The 23695-nt window shown below is 40.3% G+C and carries 22 protein-coding genes and 1 tRNA gene; 7 read left to right on the top strand and 16 right to left on the bottom strand.

From position 1 onward, the window contains the following. Nucleotides 1-2: 2 nt before the first annotated feature. The 3 genes from A9Y75_RS20655 to A9Y75_RS20665 all read right to left on the bottom strand — a co-directional run bounded on the left by A9Y75_RS20655 (nt 3) and on the right by A9Y75_RS20665 (nt 4630). Nucleotides 3-2162 carry a dynamin family protein gene (locus tag A9Y75_RS20655; RefSeq protein WP_071191408.1) on the bottom strand — a complete coding sequence of 720 codons (2160 nt, stop codon included), beginning with the start codon at nt 2160-2162 and terminating at the stop codon, nt 3-5. A gap of 68 nt (nt 2163-2230) precedes the next feature. Further along, on the bottom strand, nt 2231-4312 hold the full coding sequence (locus tag A9Y75_RS20660) for a dynamin family protein (RefSeq protein WP_071191409.1): 2082 nt from the start codon (nt 4310-4312) through the stop codon (nt 2231-2233). 12 nt (nt 4313-4324) lie between these two features. Next, the gene (locus A9Y75_RS20665) at nt 4325-4630 is read right to left on the bottom strand and encodes a hypothetical protein (RefSeq protein WP_071191410.1); all 306 of its coding nucleotides are present in this window, start codon (nt 4628-4630) and stop codon (nt 4325-4327) included. A 222-nt stretch (nt 4631-4852) separates the two neighbouring features. On the opposite strand from A9Y75_RS20665, the gene A9Y75_RS20670 reads away from it, so the two are divergent. The 4 genes from A9Y75_RS20670 to A9Y75_RS20685 all read left to right on the top strand — a co-directional run bounded on the left by A9Y75_RS20670 (nt 4853) and on the right by A9Y75_RS20685 (nt 7309). Next, nucleotides 4853-5827, top strand: a complete 975-nt coding sequence (locus tag A9Y75_RS20670) for a cysteine synthase A (RefSeq protein WP_071191411.1) — start codon at nt 4853-4855, stop codon at nt 5825-5827. Between the two features lie 67 nt (nt 5828-5894). Further along, entirely contained in the window at nt 5895-6128 is a 234-nt protein-coding gene (locus A9Y75_RS20675; RefSeq protein WP_071191412.1) for a CopG family antitoxin, read from the top strand. A gap of 45 nt (nt 6129-6173) precedes the next feature. Then, nucleotides 6174-6485 (top strand): (2Fe-2S) ferredoxin domain-containing protein, encoded by a 312-nt coding sequence (locus tag A9Y75_RS20680; protein WP_071191413.1) that lies wholly within the window; start codon nt 6174-6176, stop codon nt 6483-6485. Between the two features lie 56 nt (nt 6486-6541). Beyond that, nucleotides 6542-7309, top strand: a complete 768-nt coding sequence (locus A9Y75_RS20685) for a DUF5331 domain-containing protein (protein WP_071191414.1) — start codon at nt 6542-6544, stop codon at nt 7307-7309. Between the two features lie 61 nt (nt 7310-7370). Here the strand turns inward: A9Y75_RS20685 and A9Y75_RS20690 are convergent, their stop codons facing one another. Continuing rightward, nucleotides 7371-8354, bottom strand: a complete 984-nt coding sequence (locus tag A9Y75_RS20690) for a folate-binding protein YgfZ (protein ID WP_071191415.1) — start codon at nt 8352-8354, stop codon at nt 7371-7373. A 491-nt stretch (nt 8355-8845) separates the two neighbouring features. Here A9Y75_RS20690 and A9Y75_RS20695 point away from each other — a divergent pair, with 491 nt between their 5' ends. Beyond that, nucleotides 8846-9748, top strand: coding sequence for a hypothetical protein (locus A9Y75_RS20695; protein ID WP_071191416.1), 903 nt, complete (start codon nt 8846-8848; stop codon nt 9746-9748). Here the strand turns inward: A9Y75_RS20695 and A9Y75_RS27845 are convergent, their stop codons facing one another. The 5 genes from A9Y75_RS27845 to pds all read right to left on the bottom strand — a co-directional run bounded on the left by A9Y75_RS27845 (nt 9749) and on the right by pds (nt 13972). Beyond that, complete coding sequence (locus A9Y75_RS27845; protein WP_177176256.1) at nt 9749-9931, bottom strand: hypothetical protein; 183 nt, start codon at nt 9929-9931, stop codon at nt 9749-9751. Then, a complete protein-coding gene (locus A9Y75_RS20700; protein WP_071191417.1) occupies nt 9909-11231 on the bottom strand; it encodes an ABC transporter substrate-binding protein in 1323 nt (440 codons plus the stop codon). The genes A9Y75_RS27845 and A9Y75_RS20700 overlap by 23 nt, the downstream gene beginning before the upstream one ends. A gap of 159 nt (nt 11232-11390) precedes the next feature. Beyond that, a tRNA-Ser gene (locus A9Y75_RS20705) sits at nt 11391-11482 on the bottom strand. Between the two features lie 107 nt (nt 11483-11589). Then, entirely contained in the window at nt 11590-12522 is a 933-nt protein-coding gene (gene crtB, locus A9Y75_RS20710) for a 15-cis-phytoene synthase CrtB (RefSeq protein ID WP_071191418.1), read from the bottom strand. Then, complete coding sequence (gene pds, locus A9Y75_RS20715; RefSeq protein ID WP_071191419.1) at nt 12506-13972, bottom strand: 15-cis-phytoene desaturase; 1467 nt, start codon at nt 13970-13972, stop codon at nt 12506-12508. Before pds ends, crtB begins: the two co-directional genes overlap by 17 nt. A gap of 156 nt (nt 13973-14128) precedes the next feature. Here pds and nagZ point away from each other — a divergent pair, with 156 nt between their 5' ends. After that, nucleotides 14129-15226 carry a beta-N-acetylhexosaminidase gene (gene nagZ / locus A9Y75_RS20720; protein ID WP_071191420.1) on the top strand — a complete coding sequence of 366 codons (1098 nt, stop codon included), beginning with the start codon at nt 14129-14131 and terminating at the stop codon, nt 15224-15226. Between the two features lie 362 nt (nt 15227-15588). On the opposite strand, the gene A9Y75_RS20725 is transcribed toward nagZ, so the two are convergent. Beyond that, entirely contained in the window at nt 15589-15855 is a 267-nt protein-coding gene (locus tag A9Y75_RS20725; RefSeq protein ID WP_071191421.1) for a hypothetical protein, read from the bottom strand. A gap of 547 nt (nt 15856-16402) precedes the next feature. Further along, nucleotides 16403-18073 carry a DNA mismatch repair endonuclease MutL gene (mutL, locus tag A9Y75_RS20730; protein WP_071191422.1) on the bottom strand — a complete coding sequence of 557 codons (1671 nt, stop codon included), beginning with the start codon at nt 18071-18073 and terminating at the stop codon, nt 16403-16405. A 243-nt stretch (nt 18074-18316) separates the two neighbouring features. Here mutL and A9Y75_RS20735 point away from each other — a divergent pair, with 243 nt between their 5' ends. After that, a complete protein-coding gene (locus A9Y75_RS20735) occupies nt 18317-18646 on the top strand; it encodes a rhodanese-like domain-containing protein (RefSeq protein WP_071191423.1) in 330 nt (109 codons plus the stop codon). 171 nt (nt 18647-18817) lie between these two features. On the opposite strand, the gene A9Y75_RS20740 is transcribed toward A9Y75_RS20735, so the two are convergent. The 5 genes from A9Y75_RS20740 to A9Y75_RS20755 all read right to left on the bottom strand — a co-directional run bounded on the left by A9Y75_RS20740 (nt 18818) and on the right by A9Y75_RS20755 (nt 23686). After that, the gene (locus tag A9Y75_RS20740; RefSeq protein WP_071191424.1) at nt 18818-19861 is read right to left on the bottom strand and encodes an adenosine deaminase; all 1044 of its coding nucleotides are present in this window, start codon (nt 19859-19861) and stop codon (nt 18818-18820) included. Nucleotides 19862-19952: 91 nt separating this feature from the next. Beyond that, a complete protein-coding gene (locus tag A9Y75_RS20745) occupies nt 19953-21356 on the bottom strand; it encodes a diguanylate cyclase (RefSeq protein ID WP_071191425.1) in 1404 nt (467 codons plus the stop codon). Further along, a complete protein-coding gene (locus A9Y75_RS20750) occupies nt 21346-21702 on the bottom strand; it encodes a hypothetical protein (protein WP_236721485.1) in 357 nt (118 codons plus the stop codon). The genes A9Y75_RS20745 and A9Y75_RS20750 overlap by 11 nt, the downstream gene beginning before the upstream one ends. Further along, nucleotides 21686-21808 (bottom strand): hypothetical protein, encoded by a 123-nt coding sequence (locus A9Y75_RS30260; RefSeq protein ID WP_269086320.1) that lies wholly within the window; start codon nt 21806-21808, stop codon nt 21686-21688. The genes A9Y75_RS20750 and A9Y75_RS30260 overlap by 17 nt, the downstream gene beginning before the upstream one ends. 99 nt (nt 21809-21907) lie before the next feature. Then, the gene (locus A9Y75_RS20755) at nt 21908-23686 is read right to left on the bottom strand and encodes a diguanylate cyclase (protein WP_071191427.1); all 1779 of its coding nucleotides are present in this window, start codon (nt 23684-23686) and stop codon (nt 21908-21910) included. Nucleotides 23687-23695 lie beyond the last annotated feature (9 nt).

Raw genomic sequence — 23695 nt, forward strand, 5'->3', positions numbered from 1 at the left:
TATTATAATTCCGCTAAAATATTATAAGCATCATTAATTAACCGCATCTTCTCCTGTGTTTGTTTTTGCATTTGTGGTTGATTCACAAATAAATCAGGATGCCATTTTTTCACTAAAGTCTTATAAGCTTGTTTCACTTCATCAAAAGAAGCAGTCGGTTGTAACCCTAAAATTTTATAAGCGCGAACAATTTTATCTATCTCAGCTTGTTTTTTTGGCGGATTTTGTGGTTTCTGATTTGTACCCGGTGATTTCATATTAGCTTTTATTTGCGCTATTTCTTGATCAAGTTCCCAATTCCGAAATTTCGCTTCTACCTCTGCGGGGTTTGGTGGTGGAGGTGGTGGAGTATAAACCTGTTGACGCAGAGGTTCTACCTTTGTTTGAGTATTCCGAGGAGTATTTTCTGTTGGAGGTGTATAAACTTGTTGTTTTGGTGGTTGAGGACTTGCAGATTTAGGTTTATCTTGATAAGGTTGATATTTAGTTGAGATATTCGCTTTCTTTAACTCTGCCAACAACTGATTAAATTCATTTTGAAACTTTTGTAAATCTTCCCTTTGTTGAGTAATTTCTACTGGTTCTTTACTCGCTTCAAAGTAAATTACTTTAGCAGCTTTTTGTTCATATTCAGCCAAGATAGATAAACCCTGACTACTAAAACGTGATAAATAATTTTCAGCCGCAGCTATACAAATTTTAGCAACTTGTTGATTATAAGAATCTTTAGTTGATTGTTCATCTTGTTTTTGCAAGTTTTTATTTAATAAATAAGAAATACTCCCAACCACAGCAGCACCTACTGGCCCACCCAACAACCAACCAATACCACCTCCAACAGCTAGAGAACCAGGTTCACTTAAATCATTTGTATTAAGATTAGTTTGTTTTTCAGGTAAAGTTAATTGAGGTGCATTAGGAAAGGGAATTTTTAAATCTTCTGGACGTTCTGATTTGAAAAAATCATAAGCTTGATACAACCATTTAATTACAGAGTTTTGTAATTCTGTCAAGTCTTTTTTAAAAGTTCCTGTTTGCCAAGATTGCAAATTATTTTCAGCTAGTGCAACTGCAATGTCAGCTTGATATTTGGCTAATAGATTAGGTAAAGATAACCAACTTTCTAATTCATAAATGCTGGTTTTAAAACCTTGATAAATTAGATTTTGAGCTTTTTGTTTAATTTCTATTCGGGCATTTTCTTTATCATCAAAAATTTTAATTTCTTGAGAACATTTATAAATTTTATCAACTAATAAAGTTTGCAGTTGAGAAGATACAGCTTGCACTCTTGGTAAACGCACATTACCGGAATTTTGCTGTAAAATCCCAACTAGATTTTGTAAAGCAGTTTCAAAAGCAGCTAAACCGCTACTATTCGCAAGCGCAACATCACCTTTTAATCTCGCGCGTAAAGCAGGTAAAGCATCAACTCGATATAAATTACTAAAACCTGGAGGTAAATCAGCGCGGAAACTTTCAGCTACAAATAGTAAACGATTTTGGACTTGTTTTTGTTCTTCCGGTTCGAGTAAATTCAGAAAATTCGCTACAAAAATAACTGTTTTAATATTTCTATCTAATAACCAATCGCGGAGATTTTCTCTTTCTCCTAAAGTCATTAGTTTCCGCGCATCTAATAATTGAATGACTAAATCTGTACCTAATAATCTATCTTTGACTAAAATATCCTGTGCTTCTCTATCATTAGTTCCTGGTAAATCAATAAATTCTATTCCCGTTTCTAAAAAAGGATGGGGACAAAAAACTTCAACAGAAGCAACATCTTTTCGCATCTGTCTATTACCATCTAAAACCGCAAATTGTTGTAACACTTCTGTTCCACTACGATAGATTTCTGTACCATCTACTAACATAATCCGAGTGCGGACAGTTGTACCATATTTAACAGTAATTGCTGCACCTGTTGTGGGAATTAAATCAATAGGTAAAGTCCGATTTCCTAACATCGCATTTAGCAATGTTGATTTACCATGATTAAAAGGACCAAATACCGCAATCTGGAAATTAGGATTAGCTAAATAATCACAAAGAGAAGTTACATCTTGATGTAGTTGTGAATTCCGCTCTAAATTCAATACTTTACAGGTAGATTTTAGAGCATTAATTAATTCGCTATAATCTTGATATTTTTGTTCCATGATGTTATTTGTCATTTAGTTAAACACCCAGATCCCCGACTTCTTAAAGAAGTCGGGGATCTTTTATTTTAGCTATAATAAGCTAATAGATTACTGTAAGCAGCTTCAATTTTTTGCAATTGTTCGATGATATTCTCCTGTAAATTCTTAAACCGTTTAAATTCACTTTCTCGATTAATTTCCCGTGTTTTTTTCTGTTGGAGAAGATTATCTAATTCCGATTTACGAGAAGTAATATCATCATTTATGCGCTGACTTACTTCTTTTTCGTAAGTATTAAAACACTCTTTCACTGCATCGTAAACAATGGGAGTTTGTTCATTTGCTACTTGAGGAAGATATTTTACCAACTCTTTTTTCGCAGTTTTTACTAACTCTTTTCTTGCTTGATCTGCTTGTAAAATTCCTACTCCCAAACCTAACAAAGCAAAGCCAATAGGACCAAGAAAAATACCTGTCACTGCTGTAATCATCCCCCCCACACCAATGACAGTGAAGTAGTTCAAGAGGATGTTTTTCCAATCAAAACCCGCACTAGCTAAAGCTACACCTGCTAAGTTACCTCTAGATAAAGATAACAAACCCATTGCCCATTTTGCCCAGCCAGGAGAGTCATCATCTTCTGTGGTAGAATAGGCGTTAACATTCACTTTTTGTCCAGTTAATTTTTCGTTAATTTGGTTGGTAACTTGATTGTAAGAAGCACCATATTGTGCAGCGGAATTAGATAATTCTCTAAACCCTGCATTCATGTCTTTTTCAGCAGTTAAAGTCCAAGCTGAAAATTTATCTGTGATATATTGTTCAAAGGCTTTTTGGAGTGCGATGTTAAAAGCGTCTCGTTTTCCACTACTTAAGAAATCAAGCAAATTCAATTCTGGTTGATAACGCAAGAAATCATTTTCAAAGTTATTACCTAAGTTTAAAACGTAGCTGCGAAAAGATTCTGATATTCCTCGCGCTTGAGAGTCTCTGGTATTGATAATTTCTTTTTGGAATTGATCACGGATACTATTGAGTTTGGTAAATTCAGGTTCAACCGAATCAATCCGTTTTTTCAATTCATCTACATCTTGATCAAGTAAAGGAATCCGTCTGTCAATCGCTTCGTAAGTATGGTTTACAGCTTGTCTAGCTAAGGTTCTGACTTGACGCAATTCTGCGATCGCTCTTTCCCTCGTCAGAAACGTATTTAACGCCCCCATAAACTCAGGAAAGCCAGTTTTACTTAAATCAGCTTGGGGATTTTTTAATCTGCGTCTCAGTGCTTGAATTGAAGAAAGTTCAAACACTCTTTCATCGTAGATATCTTGTCCATCTACAGAACAATATTCAGCTAAATTGGCTTTAAATACTTGTCGAAGTCTAGTTTCTGCTGCTGTCAATTCATCAATATCATCAGGATCAATTAATGATTCTTTCACCTGATCCCAAGCATTAACTAAAAAGAAAACTGATAAACCTCGTCCTTTGATATAATTCTCTAAGTAACGTCTTTCCCCTAAAGTACAAGGTTGTGAAGCCCGCATCACAAATAAAATTGCATGACAGTTATTCACATATCCTAAAGATAACTCATTTCGGGCTTCTGTGTCATTCAAACCAGGACTATCAACAATTTCAATCCCCTTTTCTAGTAAAGTTAAAGGATACTCAACAACTGCATAATCAACATCAGGAAATGCTTGTTTTTGTTCCTGTTCTAACTTCTTCGCTTCTGCCGGATCAATGGTATATTTATATTTAAAGGTTTGAAAGTCTAGCTGTTGCGGACTTTTGCCATCATTGAAATGAATAGTAACTTTCTTTTCTGCTCCATAGCGTAAAATTGTTAATACTGCTGTGCAGGGATTTACGTCACTGGGTAATAAATTCTCACCAATTAAAGCATTGAGAAACGTACTTTTACCCCGTTTCATATCGCCTAAAACCAACAGCCGAAAGACACCATTTCTGAGATTTTTACTAGCGGCTGTAATGTCTTCAATATCTCTGATTAAACTTAACTTACCAGAAGAAGTATCTCCAGCTAATTCGGCTTGATTAATAGTATCGGCGATTCTACTTAAACAAATAGAAATCTCAGATCGAACTTGAGAAACCCGTTCTAAATCATTGATAAATTGGTCAGTTCCAACTTGATAATTCATGGTGATGACACTTTATTTAGAGTTCTTAATTTTCGATTCCCAGAAAAGCTTGTAAGTCAGAAAAGCCAAAGCCCCAAAAATAACAACTCCCGCTAAAACTGAGGCTACTCGCACTGCAACCAAAGCTGCAACAGCCAAGCCAAAAAATTTCCCAGCGAGAATTACTTTTTTTAGCCAAGGTTTTTGAGATTGTTCTGGTTGATGTTTCTGAGTTTTATAGAAAGGTGCATCAATAGCATGGATTTGATCGTCCATTTCTCTCAGTCGCTTTTCTACCTGACGTTGAATGTCTTGATTATGTTCATCGGGAGATTTCATCCGCGTCCACCTTGTTTAGGACATTATTTAGTATATTGTATGGTAATTTACCCCAGGAATTGAAATTACTGTAATAAATAAACAAGGTAATATTACCATTACTGTATCTAGTTTAGATTCAATCTTTTGTACTTGCTTTTCGGAAATTGTCGATAAAAATATCGCCATAGGATGGAGATTAAATGTCAGAATTTGATAGCGAAGAACTCAGGTAGATTCAACATGGATATCAAAAATGGATTTGTCGGTACAATTGGTAACACGCCACTAATTCGCTTAAACAGTTTTAGTGAAGAAACCGGTTGTGAAATCTTGGCTAAAGCAGAATTTCTCAACCCTGGTGGTTCTGTTAAAGATCGCGCAGCACTGTACATTATCGAAGATGCAGAAAAAAAAGGACTTCTCAAACCTGGTGGCACAGTAGTAGAAGGAACTGCGGGGAATACGGGTATTGGATTAGCGCATATCTGCAACGCTAAAGGTTACAAATGCTTGATTATTATTCCCAATACCCAATCCCAAGAAAAAATAGACGCTTTGACTACCTTGGGTGCAGAAGTTCGTCCTGTTCCGGCTGTACCTTACAAAGATCCTAATAATTACGTCAAACTATCTGGTAGAATTGCGGCGGAAATGGAAAACGCAATTTGGGCAAATCAGTTTGATAATTTAGCAAATCGTCTCGCCCATTATGAAACCACCGGTAGAGAAATTTGGCAACAGACCAACGGTAAAATAGATAGTTGGGTAGCGGCAACTGGTACGGGTGGTACTTATGCTGGTGTAGCAATGTACCTGAAAAAGCAAAATCCGGCGGTTAAATGTGTTGTTGCTGACCCATTGGGTAGCGGACTATACAGCTATATCAAAACTGGCGAAATCAAAATGGAAGGTAATTCCATTACTGAAGGTATCGGAAATAGTCGCATTACAGCCAATATGGAAGGCGCACCTATTGATGATGCCATGCAAATTGATGATCCAGAAGCGTTACGTGTTGTTTATCAACTATTAAGAAAAGATGGTTTATTAATGGGTGGTTCCACGGGAATTAATGTGGGTGCAGCTGTGGCTTTAGCCAAACAATTAGGCCCAGGACATACTATTGTCACTATTTTGTGTGACAGTGGTTCTCGCTATCAATCACGGATATTTAATAGTGAATGGTTAGCGAGTAAAGGATTGGTTATCAATTAGAAGTTTTTTACCTATCGCCACTATTGGGTGGCGATTCGTTGTTCCCGTAACGAAGAGGTAAGTATTGATGAAAGCTGAAGAATTTGATGCAAAATTTGACAACGATGAAGACATCACTGAATTCTTAGATTTATCTCAAGCACGTCGTCCAGGTTATGAACAAAAACGAATTAATATTGATTTCCCGATGTGGATGATTGAAGCCTTAGAACATGAAGCCAAGCGTTTGGGTGTGACTCCTGATTCTATTATTAAATTGTGGCTGGCTGAACGTCTTGATAAAAAAGTTATTAGTGGGTAAAAACAGTAAATATTTAGCTATTTTTAGGGAATTAACACCAAAAAAATGTCAACCGTCCCAACTCAGGAACAATCTCTTCCTAATTGTGTGCAAGTATGTCAACATCGTACTTGTAGAAAACAAGGTGCAGAGGAAGTTTTAGCCGCTTTCCAAGCTTTACCTGTACTTAATGTGACAGTTACAGCTAGTGGCTGCTTAGGTCAATGTGGTAATGGTCCAATGGTGCTAGTCTTACCAGAGATGGTTTGGTATTGCGGAGTTAAACCTCAAGAAGTACCGCGACTGGTAGAACAACATTTATTAGGTGGTAAAAAAGTTAAATATATGCTTTATTATCGGTTTCATCCCCAGGGATAAAGCTAACTGAAAATATATAAATTCTGTAATTTGGTGCAAATAAAGCGAGGGAATAAATGGATATTCAACAGCTACGTCAATCATTAAAAATGAAGTGGCTGAGTTATTACGAAGAAAATCGTTCTTGGCTAGTCAAAATGCAAATTTGGCGAGATTATGATGGTTTACGCAGACCGTCTTCTGGTTATATTTTAGCCACTTTATCTATTTTAGAACCAGAATTGAAAAAAATACTCCCTTTTCTTCTAGAGTTAAATAATAATCCAGATAAAATAGTTGCGGCTTTAGGTCTTAACTTCAATCTTGAAGAAGAGTTAAATTTATTAAAATCACAGCATTCTCTAGCTAAAAACCAGGTTGTTAGTACGTCTCTAGCCAAGAGTCAGGTTGCAGATACACCAATACAAAAAGAACACAAACAGGTGTTATTGAGAATTACCACAAATGTGGATCAAAAGCGGGAATCTGTGGCGGTTGGTGCAGTAACTACATCAGTTAATCGCCATTCTCCAACCAAACCGCTTTCGCAAATAGGGCGAGAACAAGCACTAACGCAAAGTGACAAGACGCTCCGCAAAACTGACGGTTCAGAACTGGCGCTCTCGCTCTCAACAACTACAACAGTTCCTCATCAAACCAAAGCTGTGCCTAGCCTCTCAAGAGTTAACAAACCCAATCACAACCCTACATTTATGAGCATTCCAGTCAAACAAGTTTCTCATCTTTCACCTACTACTAACGCCCGTAGTTTACCTTCTTGGATAGATGAATTTTGTCAAGGTGTGAGATGGGAAAAAGACGAAACAATTACCCGCAAAATGTAAATCCAGATTTTTGATTTAATCCCACTGAAACACAGCACATCTCCCCTACAAAAGCAGCCTTCTACGGATATTCGTGAGATACAAATGGAACTGCAACTACTTCCCCCTCGGTTTCTCCAACTTGCACTTTTAAACCTACACCACCGGCTTTACTACGGATGTAACCTAGTCCAAAGTGACCATCAGGGGTTTCTGTGTAACTGGTGAGTTTACCCACTTTTTCTTCCCCAATCGTGATCACGGTTCCCGGTTCCGCAGCAGCATCAAGCCGAATTCCCCAAAGGTATTGTTTTACACCTTTATATGTATTTAATCTCGCAATAGTTTCTTGTCCGATGTAGCAGCCTTTATTAAAAGATACTGTCTGCCATAAACCTACTTCTAGGGGATTATAATCATCCGTGAGTTCAAAATCCGGGGCTGGACGACCTTGTAATATTCTTAATATATCCCAAGCGCGATCGCTCAATTCTACCGCACCAAATTCTAAGATTTGATTCCACAATTTTTCTTTTTCAGCAGATGGGAAAATTAGCGTATATCCAGGGTTCGCCAAACCGCTACCCACCGCAAATATCACACCATCAACTAAGATATGATTACCATCAGGTTGACCAATCAGCCTCCCAGCGCCCAGCTTTTCAATTATGCCGTTACTTTGAGTGCCAATTAAGCTCAGGGTTGCAGTTTCATCAGTCACATCGGTTAATATTACCTTGTCAGCAAAGAAAATATAACGATCTAACCATTGCATGAGCGACTCACGGCGCTTAAGTGAAACCAACAGTAATACTGCATCATCTAGAACATAGCCAGTCACCAAGTCAATCGTTCGGGCTGTAGATGTCACAATCACCGTATCACAGCCTGATCCAGGTTTCAGTCCTTGGAAATCATTAGTACTTTGTCCGTGTAAAAAGCGCAGTCTATCATCATTAGAAACACGGATGATTCCCCAATGAGAGCGATTGTCGCAGACAGCAACCCCTTCCCTCGCTGCGTGGATAGCTGCTGCGTCTTTATCGTCAATTGCAGATGTTGGCATAGTGTTGCAGAGTTGCTTTTTTTGAATATACATCTCCGCAAATCTTAGCAAATAAGGGTTTATGGCTTCAACTTGTTTTGAACAAGAAAGCAATGTGTGTAATTAATTCTGTCCGAGTACTGACCTAAGAGGACGCTCCAGAGTGGGAGACGCGGCGACGCGGAAGAAGAAGACGCGGTGAGGGGGAGACGCGGTGACGCGGTGAGAAAGAAAGATTGTCTTCTGACAGTCAACTCTTTTCCCATATTTCCGTGTCTCTTTACTCTTGACTTATCCCCGTGTCCCTCTTTCCCCGTGTCCCCGTGTCCCCGTGTCTTCTTCAAAATTCAATGGGTTGCTATCAAATCCCAAGTGCATATGTCAAATTAAAGATGTAAAATCGTTTTTTTGGTGTTAGATGTTGAGTATTGCTCAAATTTGTTGAATTAAACCAACAGAATCCCTTTTTGCCATAATTATTGTAGATTCTTGTAGGAGTGAATGTGAATATGATGTTTTTGCGTAAAAATGTTTTGTCTTTACCAAGTCTAGCTGCCCTTGCAGTTTTAAGTATTAGTCTATCCGCCAATGCTCAGACGACACAGCCTATTGATCCTGTAATGCCTGACAACCAAGTCAGTGCCGAACCCTCAGCAGCTTCTTTGGCAAAAGTGCCAGCGCTCACCAACACTTCTACAGACATAATACCTGTTTCCGAAACAGAAGCAACTGAGCTTGCTGCCAATATCATGCCAGACAGCCAAGTTAGCGCCCAATCCACAGCCACCACCTCTGAAGAAGTACCCCAGTTTCCTAACGCTGCTACAGAAAAAACACCTAGTCGGACAATCATACCCGTTCCCGGTACAGTTGCCACCTCATCCATGATGCTGACAGATGTAGCTTCAGAGTCTACTTCCCAACCATCTGCGGCTCAAGTAGCACAGCCAAATCAAATAGCACAATCGGATATTGATGTAGGAAGATCCACCCGTGGCGGTAGCAGCTATGTTGGCGTAGGCGGTAATATTGGTGTAAGTGGTGGAGCTTCAGCCTTGGGCGATGGTAACTTCACAATCATCAGCAAAGTCGGTTTTACGAGGTCTTTATCAGTAAGACCGTCAGTGATTCTAGGAGATAATACCCTATTTCTCATTCCCATCACTTACGACTTCTCCTTCCAGCCCGCAGGAGGAGATCCTTTTACTGAACCCCTAGCAATTGCTCCTTATGTAGGAGTCGGTGCAGCCATTCAAACGGGTGATAACTCGGAAACGGCTGTATTACTGACTGGTGGTATTGATGTACCTCTAAATAATCGCTTTACTGCCACAGCCTCTGTCAATGCTGGATTTTTCGGTCAAACCGATCTCGGTCTCTTGTTTGGAGTCGGTTACAATTTTGGCGGGTTTTAATTAAAAGGGAATAGGGAATAGGGAACAGGGAATAGGGAACAGGGAATAGAAGGAAGAAATAAGGTAGAAGAAAGATAAATATTCCTCCCCATCTCCCCATCTCCCCCTGCCTCCCCTGCCTCCCCATCTCCCCATCTCCCCATCTCCCCTGCCTCCCCAACTACTTGGGACTAACTTTATCAATCACCTTGATTTTGCCGTCGTCTCCCACAGTCCAAACATCGTAAACACCAAGGACATCGCCATTGGCATCAACGTCTACATTACCACTGGCTCCTTGGTAGTTAATCTTTTTACCTTCTTTTAGTAACTTCAATCCCTCACAGACATCAGTTACTTCTGTGCCAGTTCCACCAGCTACTTCACGGATTTTTCCCGCAATACCAACGCCTGTATTTTCTTTAGCAGCTTGTGCTGCCAATGTTAACAAAGCAGCAGCATCCCAAGCTTGAGGTGCATATTCTCCTGGGGAACCGCCTTTTTTCTCTTGCCAAAGTTTTTTGAAACTTGCTAATGCTTTACCATCAGAACCAGGTACTGTCCCAATCGCACCCGATAATAGATATTTTCCGTCAGCACTTTTACCAACTTGTCCAGGAAAGGTATCTGATTTCACCCCATCTGTGAGCATAATTTGTACTCCTTTTGCTACACCTTGCTGATAGGCTGCTTTGAGGAATAAACTGCCTGTTTCGGCATACATCACAGCCAGTACTGCGTCGGGTTTACCAGCAAAAGTAGCACCTGCTTCAGTATCAAAGGTTTGGGCTTTGGGGTCGTAGCGAACTGGTTTATCTTTATTAACTACTGTTCCACCTAATTGTTCAAAGGTTTTCACAAATGCTTTTTCAAAACCTACGCCATAGTCGTTGTTAATTACAACTGTGGAAACTCTTTTAAATCCTTTTTTCTTAGCAAGTTGGGCTAAAGCTAGTGCTTGGTAGGTATCAGGGGGAGCAGTCCGCGCCCAAAAGCCTTTAAAGTCACCTTTTTGGGCTTTGTCGGTGAAGACGGGACTGGTGCTACCAGGGGAAACGATCATAACTTTATTGGGTACAGCTACGGAAACAGCAGCTGTAGAAACGCTACTAGCAAAGGAACCAACTACACCAGCTACTTTATCTACAGTTGCTAATTTGGTCATACCAGCTGCACCGGCTTTGGGGTCGGTTTGGTCGTCTACTTCTACTAAAGTGACTTTTTCTCCGTTGACACCACCGCAAGCGTTGACGGTATCGACAAGTAAGGGAACGGAACCAACCATTTGCTGACCAATAGAGGCTAAGTCACCGGTTGTTGGTAACAAACTACCAATTTTCAACCCTTTAGGATTATCGGTGGTTGTGGTTGAGTTAGCTGCTGGGGTGGCAGTAGTTCCTGCGGGTGTTGGGTTAGTTGTGGTGGTATTATCACAAGCAGCCATGAATAAGCCGCTGGCTATGGTAAATACTGTTAAAGCTAGGGAAACATTAATTCTGGACATGGATAACTCTCAATCCTGGGATATTCAGGAGCCTGAAAGTAGGATAAAACTAGGTTGAAAATCCAGATCAATTCTATCCAGACTCCAAAGCCTAAATAATAGCATCCATCTCAAGAAGTATCAGTGCTAGGAAAATATTAATTTTTACTCGGCTAAAAACGGAGAAGGAGGGATTCGAACCCTCGGATGGACCTTACGATTCCATCAACAGATTAGCAATCTGCCGCTTTCGACCACTCAGCCACCTCTCCCGGTCATAGACAACAATGTTATCAGAGATTTTTAAGCAAGTCAATAGTTATTTTTTCATTTGTTCAGTGGTCAGTTACTAATCACTAGTGACCACTGACAAATGACCCTATAATACTTGCGATCGCATCCAAGCTCTTGGTAAAGTAAGTAACTTTTGCCCTTGGGGAACGTAAGCACGCTGACTGAACACTTCATAATCATTGCGCTCAATCACATCTAAAATCTGCCCATACAGCATTGATGCAGTCCAAACTGGCCAACGGGCATCGGGTGCGAGGTAGCTAACTCCTTTGTCTGCCTGAATATAGAATTGGCGGGCGCGGTCAATTTCAAAACGCATAAGAGAACGCCAGCGATCATCTACTACACCTTTAAAAAAGTCTTGTTCGGTGTAGTTGAATTTGGCCAAGTCTTCTAGGGGAATATAGATCCGCCCCCGTTTTGCGTCCTCACCGACATCTCGGAGAATGTTGGTGAGTTGATTGGCAATTCCTAGAGCGATCGCTTCTTCTGTGGGAATATAAGGTTGTTGGTTTCGATGCCAGGGCGCTGTATAGATGCTGGTATCTATACCCATAATCGCTGTTGACATTAAGCCGACAGTACCAGCAACCCGGTAGCAATAGAGGTATAAATCCTCAAATGTTTCATAACGACTGCGATATAAATCCATGCGCTGACCGGCAATCATATCCCGGAAGGGTTGAATGTCTATGGCAAAGCGGTGGAGAGTATCGACTAAAGCTACGTCGTAATTGTCCAATGGGCAGCCGGCAAAAATTGATTCCAGCTGCTTTTCCCATAGGTCTAGGGTTTCTGGCGTGGTTAGAGCAGATGCGGGGCCATCTACTAATTCATCTGTACGGCGACACCAAGCGTATATTGCCCAAACAGATTGACGCTTTGCCCGACTCATCAGCAATGTACCCAGGTAAAATGTCTTGGCATACTTGGCAGTGAGTTCCTGACAAAGTTTGTAGGAATCGTCTACAGAGACCAGCGTTTTCATGCGCGGGGGGGAATCAGGCAGTTGCAGCATTCGTTGCGGGCGGTCGAGTTAGCGTTTGCAGGTTGGAAGAGTTTGCTACCGATGGCGCTATGGCTCCTTTGTCGCCACGCAAGCTATCGGAGATCGCCTGCGCTGTTAGCTTACCAGAAAGTACTGCTCCCTCCATACTGCCTAGATAGCGTTGCATGGTGTAACTCCCGCTCAAAAAGAAGTTGGCTACAGGAGTTTTTTGGGGTGGACGGTACTGTTGACGACCAGGTGTCGCTTTGTAAACTGAACGCGGCGTTTTTACGACGTGAGATTTCAGCAGTTTTGCCGGGTTGTCTCCTTTAAAGTGGTCAGGAAAGAGTTTTTCCAACTCGGCCATAGTAGCCCTGACAATTTCCTCGTCAGATTTGCTAATCCAATCTTTGGCGGGAGCTAGAACTAATTCCAGCATTGAGCGAGAGGGGTTAGCATATTCACGACAAGTGTTGCTCATATCAGCATAAACGCTGAGGAGGGGCGATCGCGAAAAAAGTAGGTGATCAATGTCTGTTAACTTCTGATCAAACCATAGATGCAGGTTAATTACTGGTACACCTTCTAAACCTTCCAGCTGTTGGAAAAATTCCATCTGCTTCCAAGGTTCTGGCAACATGACTTTTAATGGGTCAACCGACATGGCTGATACGTAAAAGTCTGCTGTCATTTCTTGATCTTGCTCCTCATTTAACCCGCGGAGCAAGAACCCTTTTACTGTACCATCCGGGTTGAGCAAAATCTCTTTTAAGGGCGCATTTAGTCTGACTTGTCCACCCCGTTCGGTAATGTAATCCACGATGGGTTGGCAAAGTCTTTCTGTGGGAGAACCATCCAAAAAGGCGATTTTGGAGCCGTATCGTTCTTGTAAAAAACGATTGAGGGCGGTTAATAAAATTGTGGAGGAAACTTCATCGGGGTTGATAAAGGTTAACGCTTTGGAAGCAGCCATAAACACGTCACTGGCTACCCGCTCACCAACACCTCGCCTTTTTAACCAATCTGAGAAGTTGTACTTGTCCATCTCCTCAACATACTTTTGACCGCGAACTATGGCTGGAAGCAACCCAATGGCGAAACGAATCTTCTGCTCCCAAGTCAACATATCGTTGTTGCGAAGAATCGAGGTAATGATGTTAAACGGAGCAGGAATATCAGGAACATCAAAACGTGAGAGTGTTCCGGGTTTATCTGGTTGATTAAAAATCAGTGTATGCTCTTTCCACTGGAGTCGGTCTTCAATCCCCAACTCCTTGAACAGTTGCAGCATATTGGGATATGCCCCAAAGAAGGCGTGTAACCCGGTTTCGTACCAGTCGCCGTCAGAGTCTTTCCACGCCGCCACTAGACCACCCAATACATCCCGACGTTCCAAAACAATGGGAGTGTGTCCTAAATCTGTGAGATATTTGGCGCAGGAAAGTCCTGCTAAACCAGCACCAGCAATCACTACTCGCATTTAAACCTACTGCTTTTCAATATTTCTTAACTGTTTTCTCGATTCTCATTATATGTTGCAATCCGTTACATTTGGTATCACTTCCTGAAAAGGCTGAGGAATTAGAGGCCAAAAGATAGAGTAGAGAGGATTTAATTTTCTTTTGGTCAGCCAATTATGCACACATCTCAGCATCTCCAAAGCTTTGGTAATCACCTGATTCTCGGTATTTCTGGTACAACCCTCGGCGATGATGATAAACGGGCGCTAAACGAGTTAAAACCAGTTGGGGTCATATTTTTCGCCAAAAATTTTCTTGACGGTGTACCTTATCCGGTTTGGTTAGAAAGCTTCAAGCAGCTAATTGACCAAATTCACCAATATGCTGAACGTGATTTCATGTTCACTACATTAGACCATGAAGGTGGTCGTGTTGTCCGCACACCTTTACCTATTACCCGTTTTCCTCATGCTTATTTGCTACAAAGCCACGCATATGAAGTCGCAAAAGCCACAGCATTAGAATTAAAATCACTGAGTATTAATCTTTCTTGGTCTCCTGTGGCTGATATTTTCTCAAATCCCCAAAACCCGATTATTGGAACTCGTGCTTTTGGGACTACTCCCGAAACTGCTAGTCAAGGTGCGCGTGAATATTTTCAAGGACTAAGGGAAGGAGGAATTCTCGGTTGCGCTAAACACTTTCCCGGACATGGAGACACTAGCACAGACTCTCATCTTGAGTTACCAATATTGAATTTAAGTTTAGAAGATTTGCGAAATCGGGAATTGATACCTTTTCAAACCTTGATTAAGGAACAGGTTCCATTAATTATGACAGCGCATATTTTGTTTCCTCAAATCGATGCTGATGTGCCGGCAACTTTATCTAAAATAATTTTAAATGATATTTTGAGAGAAGAATTAGGTTTTCAAGGTGTGATAGTTTCTGATGATTTAGATATGAAAGCAGTTGCTGAGATGTTTATGCTATCAGGAACGGTGGCGCGAGCTTTTCATGCTGGTTGTGATTTATTTATAGTTTCTCGAAATATCAATTCTTCATCTTTGGAACGGACTTATAAAATAGCTGAAGATTTTTCTGCCAGTTTGAATAATGGTAGTTTAGATACAGCAGTTGTAGAAGCGGCGAGGCAGAGAATTGAAAAGTTATTGCTGTTAACTCCCCAATATCCAGTTTCTCTTCTTGATCAAGAAACATTGGTAAAAAATGCGGAATTAGCAATTGCTTGTACTTTTCAAAATCAAAACTAATTATAACCAGTTGCAGTTTTTCAGGAGAATAAAGCTGATTCCTACAATCAGAAATCAGCTTTATTATGTTGGTACTTACAGCAGATTGCAGATCAATGAGGTACAGCATCTAGATTGAAACCTATACACATTCGCCAGTTTTACTTCTGACTCCTGTAGAGACATTTCGGCGAAACGTCTCTACTAAATGTACGGGCGTATTGCAATATGCCCATTTTGAGTACGGGCGTATTGCAATACGCCCCTTCTGACTCCTGCTGTATGTGAACTGAATTAGATGAAAATCTAAATTCATTATTAGTGGTTGAATATTCATGCAAAAAGCCAAACTTGCTGATGATTAAGTCGCATCAATCTGGCTACTATTTCCAGCCTTGGTATTGAGCTAACAACGCTTCCTCATCGGTTATTTCATTAGTTCCTGGAGGACTGAGATAAGCAATACCTAAGGCTTGGAGATATTTGCTTTGATTAAACGTAGTTTGACCGTTTTGACCGTTTTGACCGGTTTGGCCATTTTGACCGTTTTGGCCATTTTGAGAATCTTGACCACCTTTAATGTTAGCAGATGCTTCAACACTAAGTTCGGTCAATAATTCTTGATTTTTGATTTTTTCGGAGTATAACATCAATTTTTCTCCTAATTACACCTGGAGCATTACGTTAGTTGAGAACAGATTTGTAATTGTTCAACTAATTGCTTCCTTGTTTGTATAGTAGAGTCAATTTTTTTTGATTACCTCCGAATTATCTGAATTGAATTAGGTAGTCATTGAGAGATGATCAATCTGTTCCCAGTTATTGACAATGAAATCATAATTTCCTGACATAGCTAACGCAAATATCTAGTTTTGCTCAAACTCGTGTGAGCAGATTTATCAATAAGCGAGTTAATCACAAATAAGTTGACAAAATCTGATTGAAAACTTTGTAAATTTTGTGTAGTAAGGCTTTGCACGTTTATACTCATTAAATATATTTTTTGTTATCTACGTAATATTTGTGTGGTAAAAGTTATTTTATTAACTAAAAATCACAGGAAAGACATATTTCGTAATCTCAATAAGTATTCTTTATTTATTCATTTGAATACTTAAAAAAGCTGTATTAAAAATAGCATTGTCAGCAAACCCCGAAGGATTAGAGAACCTGAGATACTAGCAACTTACGTGAATATCAAATTCCATGACTTTTGCCAATTACCCAATTACGACGGAAAAACCGAGCTAAAGAAGATTCTTCCAAAGATAAATAAATCGGTCTACCATGTGGACAGGTGCGGGGGTTGCGTGTGCGTTGCCAATCATCTAATAATTTCTGCATTTCTGGTAAATTCATTGGTGTACCGTTACGAATAGCACTGCGACAAGCAACAGCAACTTGGGCTGTTTGTAAATCTCCTCCCCAACTCAGTTCTAAAAGTGCTTCGGCACAGTCTTCACGTTGTTGTAACATTGCGGGAATATTGCGAACTGCCCAAAGTTTTTCACCAAATGGTTCAATATCTAAATTGATATTTTGCAGTTGGGAAACTTGCGCTGGTGATAATTGATAAAGAATAATTGGTGTTTCTACAGCTACAAGTTGCCAATGATCACAAAGTTGTTCATACAAAACTCGCTCATGGGCAATGTGCTGTTCTACTAACCACATTCCTCCTGAATGTTCAGCAATAATATAAGTATTGCTTACTTGGGCAACAGCTTTTAAATAGTTCTGAGTATGAGCTTGATTTTGATTTTGAGGTTGATTTTGAGGTTGAAAATTATAACCACCTTTTGTTTCTGCAACTTTGAGTAATTTACTGACTCGTGTTGTTTGAACAGATTCTTTAATATTCACTTCGGAAATCCGCAGTGCTTGGTTAATAGCTTGGGTAATTTGTTCTTGCCAAAAAGTTATGTCGTTGAGATAAATTTCAGTTTTGGCAGGGTTGCGATTCCAATTGATTTGGTCAGGAGAAATGGCCAGATGTAAAAAACAAATGGGATAGCGATCGCGCGGTAATGTTTTGTGAAATGCTGATAAAATCGTTTGCTCTAATTCCGGTGATTTAATCATCCTGCCATTAATCGCTACTTTTACCCAATCAGGACGATGACGATGACACCTATCTGGTAAACCTATGACTATATTTATGACTGATTTGTCCAAGTTTGGTAATTCTAACTGACAAAAATGCAAATCACTCGCTCGCACTTGGGGCAGAATTTGCGGGATTAATTGTTCTACAGTCGCAGCTGGACAGATAGTGAACAATTCTCGGTCATTTTGCCAAACTTGGTAAGTGACTTGAGGATGACAAAGGGCAATTTGTTGAATTATCCCTTGTACTGCCTTCATTTGCTGTGCAGGGGCGGGTAAACCTTGACGACGGGCGGGGCAGTTAGCGAACAAATTAGAGACCGTGACGACTGTTCCAGGGGCTATTGGAGCTATTTCTAGTTTGACTACTTCTCCACCTTCGTTATAAACAACCCGGTATCCCTCATTTCCACCTACGGGACGACTGAAAATTTCTAAATCTGCCAAGGTTGTTAAGCTGTGTAACGCCTCACCACGAAACCCTAAACTGGTAATTTTCCATAAATCCGCACTAGAACGAATTTTACTGGTGCTATGGGCTGCTGCGGCTTGTTGCAAGTCATCAAGATTCATTCCACAACCATTATCAGCTACGCGGACTCGCCAATTTTGTGGCCATAGAGAAACTACAATGCGCGTTGCACCAGCATCTAGGGAATTTTCCACCAATTCCCGCACTACAGCGGATAAAGAGTCAATTACCTCTCCAGCCGTAATTAAATATACAACTTCTGTTGGTAAAGCTTGAATAGTAGATGCCATAGCCGGAATTACAAATCAAAAATCAAAAATCAAAAATCAAAAATCAAAAATTAAAAATTAAAAATTGAGCGAACGTACAGAACATTAGCCTACAATATTCCGACTACTGGCTTCTGACAGATGTGTAGTTTTATTTAATATCTATTTAACATCTCAACAGAATTTTTGATTAATTGTAAAGAAAACCTGATTATAAGAGGATCTTTGATAAATTGCAGATGAGGTGATAAGCGGAAAAAACTTATGAGTAGTAGTTTAGTCGCTGATGTTCAGGATCTGATGTCCCTTCTCGAATGGGGTCAACCTGCTTTTACAATTGTTGATGTGCGCGATCGCTACACTTACAATCACGGCCATATCACTGGGGCTATCTCAATTCCCTTAGATGACTTGGAATCCCGTGCTAAATCTGCTCTGCACAAAGAACGCCAAATCTACGTTTATGGCGAACATGAAGCCCATGCAGCCCATGCAGCCCAAATCTTGCGCGGTGCTGGCTTCACTGATGTCTCGGAAATTAAAGGTGGCCTTACTGCCTGGAAAACAATTGGTGGCGCTACAGAAGGGGTGTAATACCGTTTCACTTTAAGGTGTATACAAATGGACAGACGCGGTGACGGGGAGATCCATTTGTAGCTTTAATTAAGTTAGGACTTACGCAAAACAGAACCAAAGTAGCGGTAATTCATGAATTACCGCTACACAGGAATAAGGTTTTCAGTCACATCTTGCGTAAGTCCTACTTTAATCTTGCATTGCCAAAACCTGATCTGCTTCCGGTTTCAATAAGCCATTTAATAAAGATGCAGGACGTTGAGTATAAGGCCAAGCAAACGCATGACGGAAAGCTGCATCTTGACAAGCTTGTAACTGGGCAAAATTGATGATGTCGTAAGTCAAGAGATTTTCATACTCAAACGGTAGTCGCATATTGTGCAAACCAGCGTTATCCGTACATATGGCAATATCAACCCCCGCTGCAAAACATCTATCAAAAACTAACTTTAATTGGCGAATATCCTGTAAAGTTCCTGTTTTTAAATAAGTTGTGGGACAAACTTCTAAACATTGACCCTGTTTCGCTAAATCTGTCAATAATTCTGGGTAAAGTAAAGGAATTTGGATACCGTGACCAATTCGCATTAAATAAGGTAAAAGTTCTGGATAGCAACCATCGGTAGTTTCGTAAAGATGTCCGGTGGTGTTCAAACCTTGAGAACGGGCATAGTTATATAAACTCATCCATTCTGGCATTCTTTCAGCATAATAGCGATCGCCCCCTGCCACATCCACAGCACAAACATATTCTCTATTTTGCGCTGCTAAATCAACAATTGCCTTATTTACTTCATAAGGTAAACGGGAGTGCATACAGAGAATTTGGCTAGTAATAATCGGATATTCCAAAGAATGACTAGCTTTACCCACAATTTCCACAATTTCTGCCATCTTATCAATTCTTTCGTTTTGACTCAGATGTTCAGGAGTGCGTAAATAGGGAGTATACCGCAATTCCAAATAAGCCAAGTTTTCAAAGATATACGCACCACGCAGCAAGCGATAGATAAAATAAGGTAATGTTTCCACAGTTTGCACACTTTCCACCAAAGTATGCAATTCTAAATACTCATCTAAAGTATTGCGGGGACGGGTGTAAAAGTCCTCAAATTCAGAATATTCAGCAAAACGAGAAATTAAATCTGTAGCATGGCGCTCAAAATACCGCCATAATACACGAGGTACAACTGAACCACCTAGATGCCGATGCAATTCTGCGTATAAAGCCATAGTGGTCTTTTTTTGTAAAAATTTTATTAATCTTAACAAAAACGGTCATAAAAAAAATCTCTCTCTGAAGAAGGATTATTGGTATTGGTCATTATCGCTGCACAGAGGGGAAGGAGTATGTACAATAGCGATCGCGCCCTTGTTGTTTAGCATTGTATAAAGCTTGATCAGCATAAGCAATTAATGTATCTGGTTGAACTTCCAATGTTGGTACAACAGAGGCAATTCCTAGACTAACTGTGACGATATCTTTGACATTAGACTGTTCATGAGGAATCGCCAGATCATGAATTGCTTGCTGAATTCTAGCTGCTACCTTAATCGCTCCTTCTAAATTCGTATTTGGGAGCAGTACCGTAAATTCTTCCCCACCGTAACGAGCCACCAAGTCAGTAGGACGATTGATATCTTGACGACGAATAAATTGATACAATGTTTGCGAGATTTTGAATAGACAATCATCACCAGCCAAATGACCGTAGTAGTCGTTATAGCGTTTAAAGGCATCAAGATCGAGTAAAATCAAGGAAAGTGGCTGCTGTTCTTGGGCTAGTTTCTGCCATTCCTCTTTGAGACGATTATTGAAACAGCGACGATTAGCCACCTGAGTCAAAGCATCCAAATTTGCCAGTAATACAAGTTGATCATTTGCATCTTGCAAAGCCAGTTCAGTTTGTTTCCGGGCAGTGATATCACGTATGGTAATAGCAAAACCATCACCTAACTTTACCGCCACAAAGTGGAACCAATAAGAATTTCCTGATGGATAGTAAAAATCCTGTTCTAGAGGTTCACCCATCTCGACAACATCAACAAAGCGATCAAAGAGTTCTGGGTCAAGACGGTTTACGAATTTTTTTAGCACCAACTTGCCGATCATCTCTTCACGGCTACGGTCAAAGGCTCTGGCGATTACCGGGTTGACAACTAAACAACGAAAATCTTCAATATCCCCTGTTGTAGGGTCGCGGACAGCTTGCAGTGCCGCAATACCATCAAGTGAACTATTCAAAACGCTCGACAGCAAAGCTCTAGACTGATAAAGCACCTCTTCTGTTTCCCTGCGGTTAGCAACTTCTTGTTCTAAAAGGCGTTGTTGACGTTGAATGGTTAACTGATTTTCCAGACGCGCTACTACTTCTTCAATTTGAAAAGGTTTTGTGATGTAGTCTATACCACCTGATTTAAAGGCGGTTACTTTGTCGAAAACATCATCTAAAGCACTAATAAAAATAACGGGAATATTGCGTAAATTCTCATCAGCTTTCAGCGCTTGACAGACTTGATAGCCATCCATTTCTGGCATTTTGATATCTAAGAGGATCACATCTGGTCGTTTCACCTTCACCGTTTTCAGAGCCATTCGCCCACTGGTGACGCTGCGAACAGTGTAGCCGAGTTTAACCAGTAAATCGCTTAGTAATTGTAAGTTCTCTGGAATGTCATCTACTAGGAGAATGTTACCTTTGTTTTCTGGTTGAGAATCAAGATTCATTGGTTATTAGGGGTTCGGCTAAGTCAACAAGCTGCTCAAATTCAAATTGACGCGCAAGTTTCGCCAAGGCTTGTGCTAGGCGATTTTCTGTTTCGGGAATTTCTCCTACTAGTTGCAAGACGAGGTTAGTATTGGCATCAAGAGCAGCTGCATATAGCTGAGTAATCCATTCTTCAGACATACAAGTCAAATTTTGGGATGTAAAAGCGTTTTCTGCTGAATTATCTAATATAAGTGATCTTGTTTGGGTAAAGATATAGCTTACACCCAGATGTTTAGCTAGTGCATCAAAAATTGTGTGTTCTCTAAATGGTTTGCGGAGGAAGTCATCACAAGCAGAAAGCACTATCGCTTTCTCTTCTTCCAAAACGCTGGGTGTATCGGTTAATTACAGCGGTAGCATTACCTTTGGTAGTGAATTTGATGTACTTGGTAGCTTCGTAACCGTTCATGATGGGCATTCTCATATCCATCCAGATTAAATGCGGTTCCCATTCATCCCAAATTGCGATCGCTCATCATGGATTATTGAGATGTTCTATAAGTTAATCCTAAATCGCAAAGCTCCCTGTATTTGTATAATTTTTATGAGCGATCGCTCGATTGCGTCCCTGCACTTTAGCTGTATACAAGGCTTGATCAGCAGAGGAAATCAGAGTTTCTAAATTTTGTTCTAAGGTAGGAACCAGACTGGCAACCCCCATACTCAGGGTAATGTAATTACTCACTTGAGAATTCTGATGGGGAATCTCCAAAGAAGCGATCGCAGTTTGGATAGTATTAGCAACCTTGAGCGCCCCTTGGATATCGGTATTGCTCAAAATTACGGCAAACTCTTCACCACCGTAGCGGGCAACTAAATCAGTCTGTCGTTGAGTAACTTTGGCAATTTCCTGTGCTACTTTAATCAAACATTCATCGCCACCTTGATGTCCATAACTATCGTTATAAACCTTAAAGTAATCGATATCAATCATGATCAGTGCCAGGGGATTTTGTTCTCGTTGATGCCGTGTATGTTCTACAGCTAGATAGTTATCAAAACAGCGGCGATTAGCAATCTGAGTTAACCCATCCACATTTGCCAACAACTCCAATTTATGATTGGCAATCACTAGCTCTTCGGTGCGTTCTTGGACTCGATGTTCCAAAGTTTCAAAAGAGGTTTGTAACTGAAAGGCCATATTATTAAACGATTTTGCCAGTTGACCTATTTCGTCTTTTGAGTTAATTTTGACGCGGATATCTAAGTTACCTGTGGTAAAATGGGAAACTATATTATTAAGGTAAATTATTCGCTTTGTTACCAGTTGGCCAATAGCAAAAGCGATGATTGTCACGACTGAGGCGATCAAGGCAAATAGAAACATTGCGTCACGAATTTGCTTTTCTACGGGTGCTAAGGCAACAGCAAGTGGCTGTGCAAACAACACAGTCCAAGGTTTATATTGCAAACGAGAAATCGCAATCAGATTAACCTGATTACCGGCTGCTTCTAAAGAACCAATTAAATACGACTGTTTATTATCTAATGCTTGTTTAAGTTTTGACTCATTAGTTGCCAATTCTTTAACAGGAGAATTAGGCAAGCGCCCTTGCTGTTGCAGTTGAGTTACAACATCGATAGGTAGAGGCACAATTGATTTAAAAATTAGTTTTGGTGCAGTGCTATGTGCCAGATAAATATTATTTTCATCTAAAAGAATAGCAAAAGATTTTGCCCCAGCCCGTTCAGTTTGTCGAGTTACTAATTGCTGCACAACAGTAGCATTGTATGAAACACGCAATACACCCAATATATCTCCCTTGGCGTTGCGAACTGGGCTGCTAAAAAATAGGGTAATCAGGTCAGGAATTGTCGGCGATAGCTTCATGCTAGAAACAAAGGAGAACCCAGTTTGCAATGGTTTTTTAAAATAATCTTGAACTGATTCATCTTTGCCAATATTCAGTGTACGTGTATCCAATACATTTTTACCGTTTAAGTCGAGCAAAGCATAAGAGAGAACATTGAGCATATCTTTGCGACTGAGACGGATTAATGTTTCTGTCGCCAATTGCATTTCGGGGCTATCATCTCGCTGTTTTGGAGTGAGGCTGAGGTAGCGTGACAAACCTGGTAAAATTGCCTCTACGCGGACAGAATCGAGATTTCCATTAATAAAGGTATCTATTCTGTTAGCAGTTTCGTTAGCCGCCGCAGATAGGGCTTGTTTGGCGTTGTCAGTTAGTGCCTTTTCAGTTGTCTGTTTGTTGATAAATGCCAATAGCAGCAATGGAACCAAAGCAACAACGAGAAACGACGCGATCAACTTTGTACGGATGCCCATAGCTTTAAA

The sequence above is a fragment of the Trichormus sp. NMC-1 genome, from assembly GCF_001858025.1.
Lineage (GTDB): Bacteria > Cyanobacteriota > Cyanobacteriia > Cyanobacteriales > Nostocaceae > Anabaena.

Coding starts and splice junctions, on each gene's coding strand:
- A9Y75_RS20655 (WP_071191408.1), bottom strand. CDS start 2,162: ATGGAACAAAAATATCAAGATTATAGCGAATTAATTAATGCTCTAAAA.
- A9Y75_RS20660 (WP_071191409.1), bottom strand. CDS start 4,312: ATGAATTATCAAGTTGGAACTGACCAATTTATCAATGATTTAGAACGG.
- A9Y75_RS20665 (WP_071191410.1), bottom strand. CDS start 4,630: ATGAAATCTCCCGATGAACATAATCAAGACATTCAACGTCAGGTAGAA.
- A9Y75_RS20670 (WP_071191411.1), top strand. CDS start 4,853: ATGGATATCAAAAATGGATTTGTCGGTACAATTGGTAACACGCCACTA.
- A9Y75_RS20675 (WP_071191412.1), top strand. CDS start 5,895: ATGAAAGCTGAAGAATTTGATGCAAAATTTGACAACGATGAAGACATC.
- A9Y75_RS20680 (WP_071191413.1), top strand. CDS start 6,174: ATGTCAACCGTCCCAACTCAGGAACAATCTCTTCCTAATTGTGTGCAA.
- A9Y75_RS20685 (WP_071191414.1), top strand. CDS start 6,542: ATGGATATTCAACAGCTACGTCAATCATTAAAAATGAAGTGGCTGAGT.
- A9Y75_RS20690 (WP_071191415.1), bottom strand. CDS start 8,354: ATGCCAACATCTGCAATTGACGATAAAGACGCAGCAGCTATCCACGCA.
- A9Y75_RS20695 (WP_071191416.1), top strand. CDS start 8,846: ATGTTTTTGCGTAAAAATGTTTTGTCTTTACCAAGTCTAGCTGCCCTT.
- A9Y75_RS20700 (WP_071191417.1), bottom strand. CDS start 11,231: ATGTCCAGAATTAATGTTTCCCTAGCTTTAACAGTATTTACCATAGCC.
- crtB (WP_071191418.1), bottom strand. CDS start 12,522: ATGCTGCAACTGCCTGATTCCCCCCCGCGCATGAAAACGCTGGTCTCT.
- pds (WP_071191419.1), bottom strand. CDS start 13,972: ATGCGAGTAGTGATTGCTGGTGCTGGTTTAGCAGGACTTTCCTGCGCC.
- nagZ (WP_071191420.1), top strand. CDS start 14,129: ATGCACACATCTCAGCATCTCCAAAGCTTTGGTAATCACCTGATTCTC.
- A9Y75_RS20725 (WP_071191421.1), bottom strand. CDS start 15,855: ATGTTATACTCCGAAAAAATCAAAAATCAAGAATTATTGACCGAACTT.
- mutL (WP_071191422.1), bottom strand. CDS start 18,073: ATGGCATCTACTATTCAAGCTTTACCAACAGAAGTTGTATATTTAATT.
- A9Y75_RS20735 (WP_071191423.1), top strand. CDS start 18,317: ATGAGTAGTAGTTTAGTCGCTGATGTTCAGGATCTGATGTCCCTTCTC.
- A9Y75_RS20740 (WP_071191424.1), bottom strand. CDS start 19,861: ATGGCTTTATACGCAGAATTGCATCGGCATCTAGGTGGTTCAGTTGTA.
- A9Y75_RS20745 (WP_071191425.1), bottom strand. CDS start 21,356: ATGAATCTTGATTCTCAACCAGAAAACAAAGGTAACATTCTCCTAGTA.
- A9Y75_RS30260 (WP_269086320.1), bottom strand. CDS start 21,808: ATGAACGGTTACGAAGCTACCAAGTACATCAAATTCACTACCAAAGGT.
- A9Y75_RS20755 (WP_071191427.1), bottom strand. CDS start 23,686: ATGGGCATCCGTACAAAGTTGATCGCGTCGTTTCTCGTTGTTGCTTTG.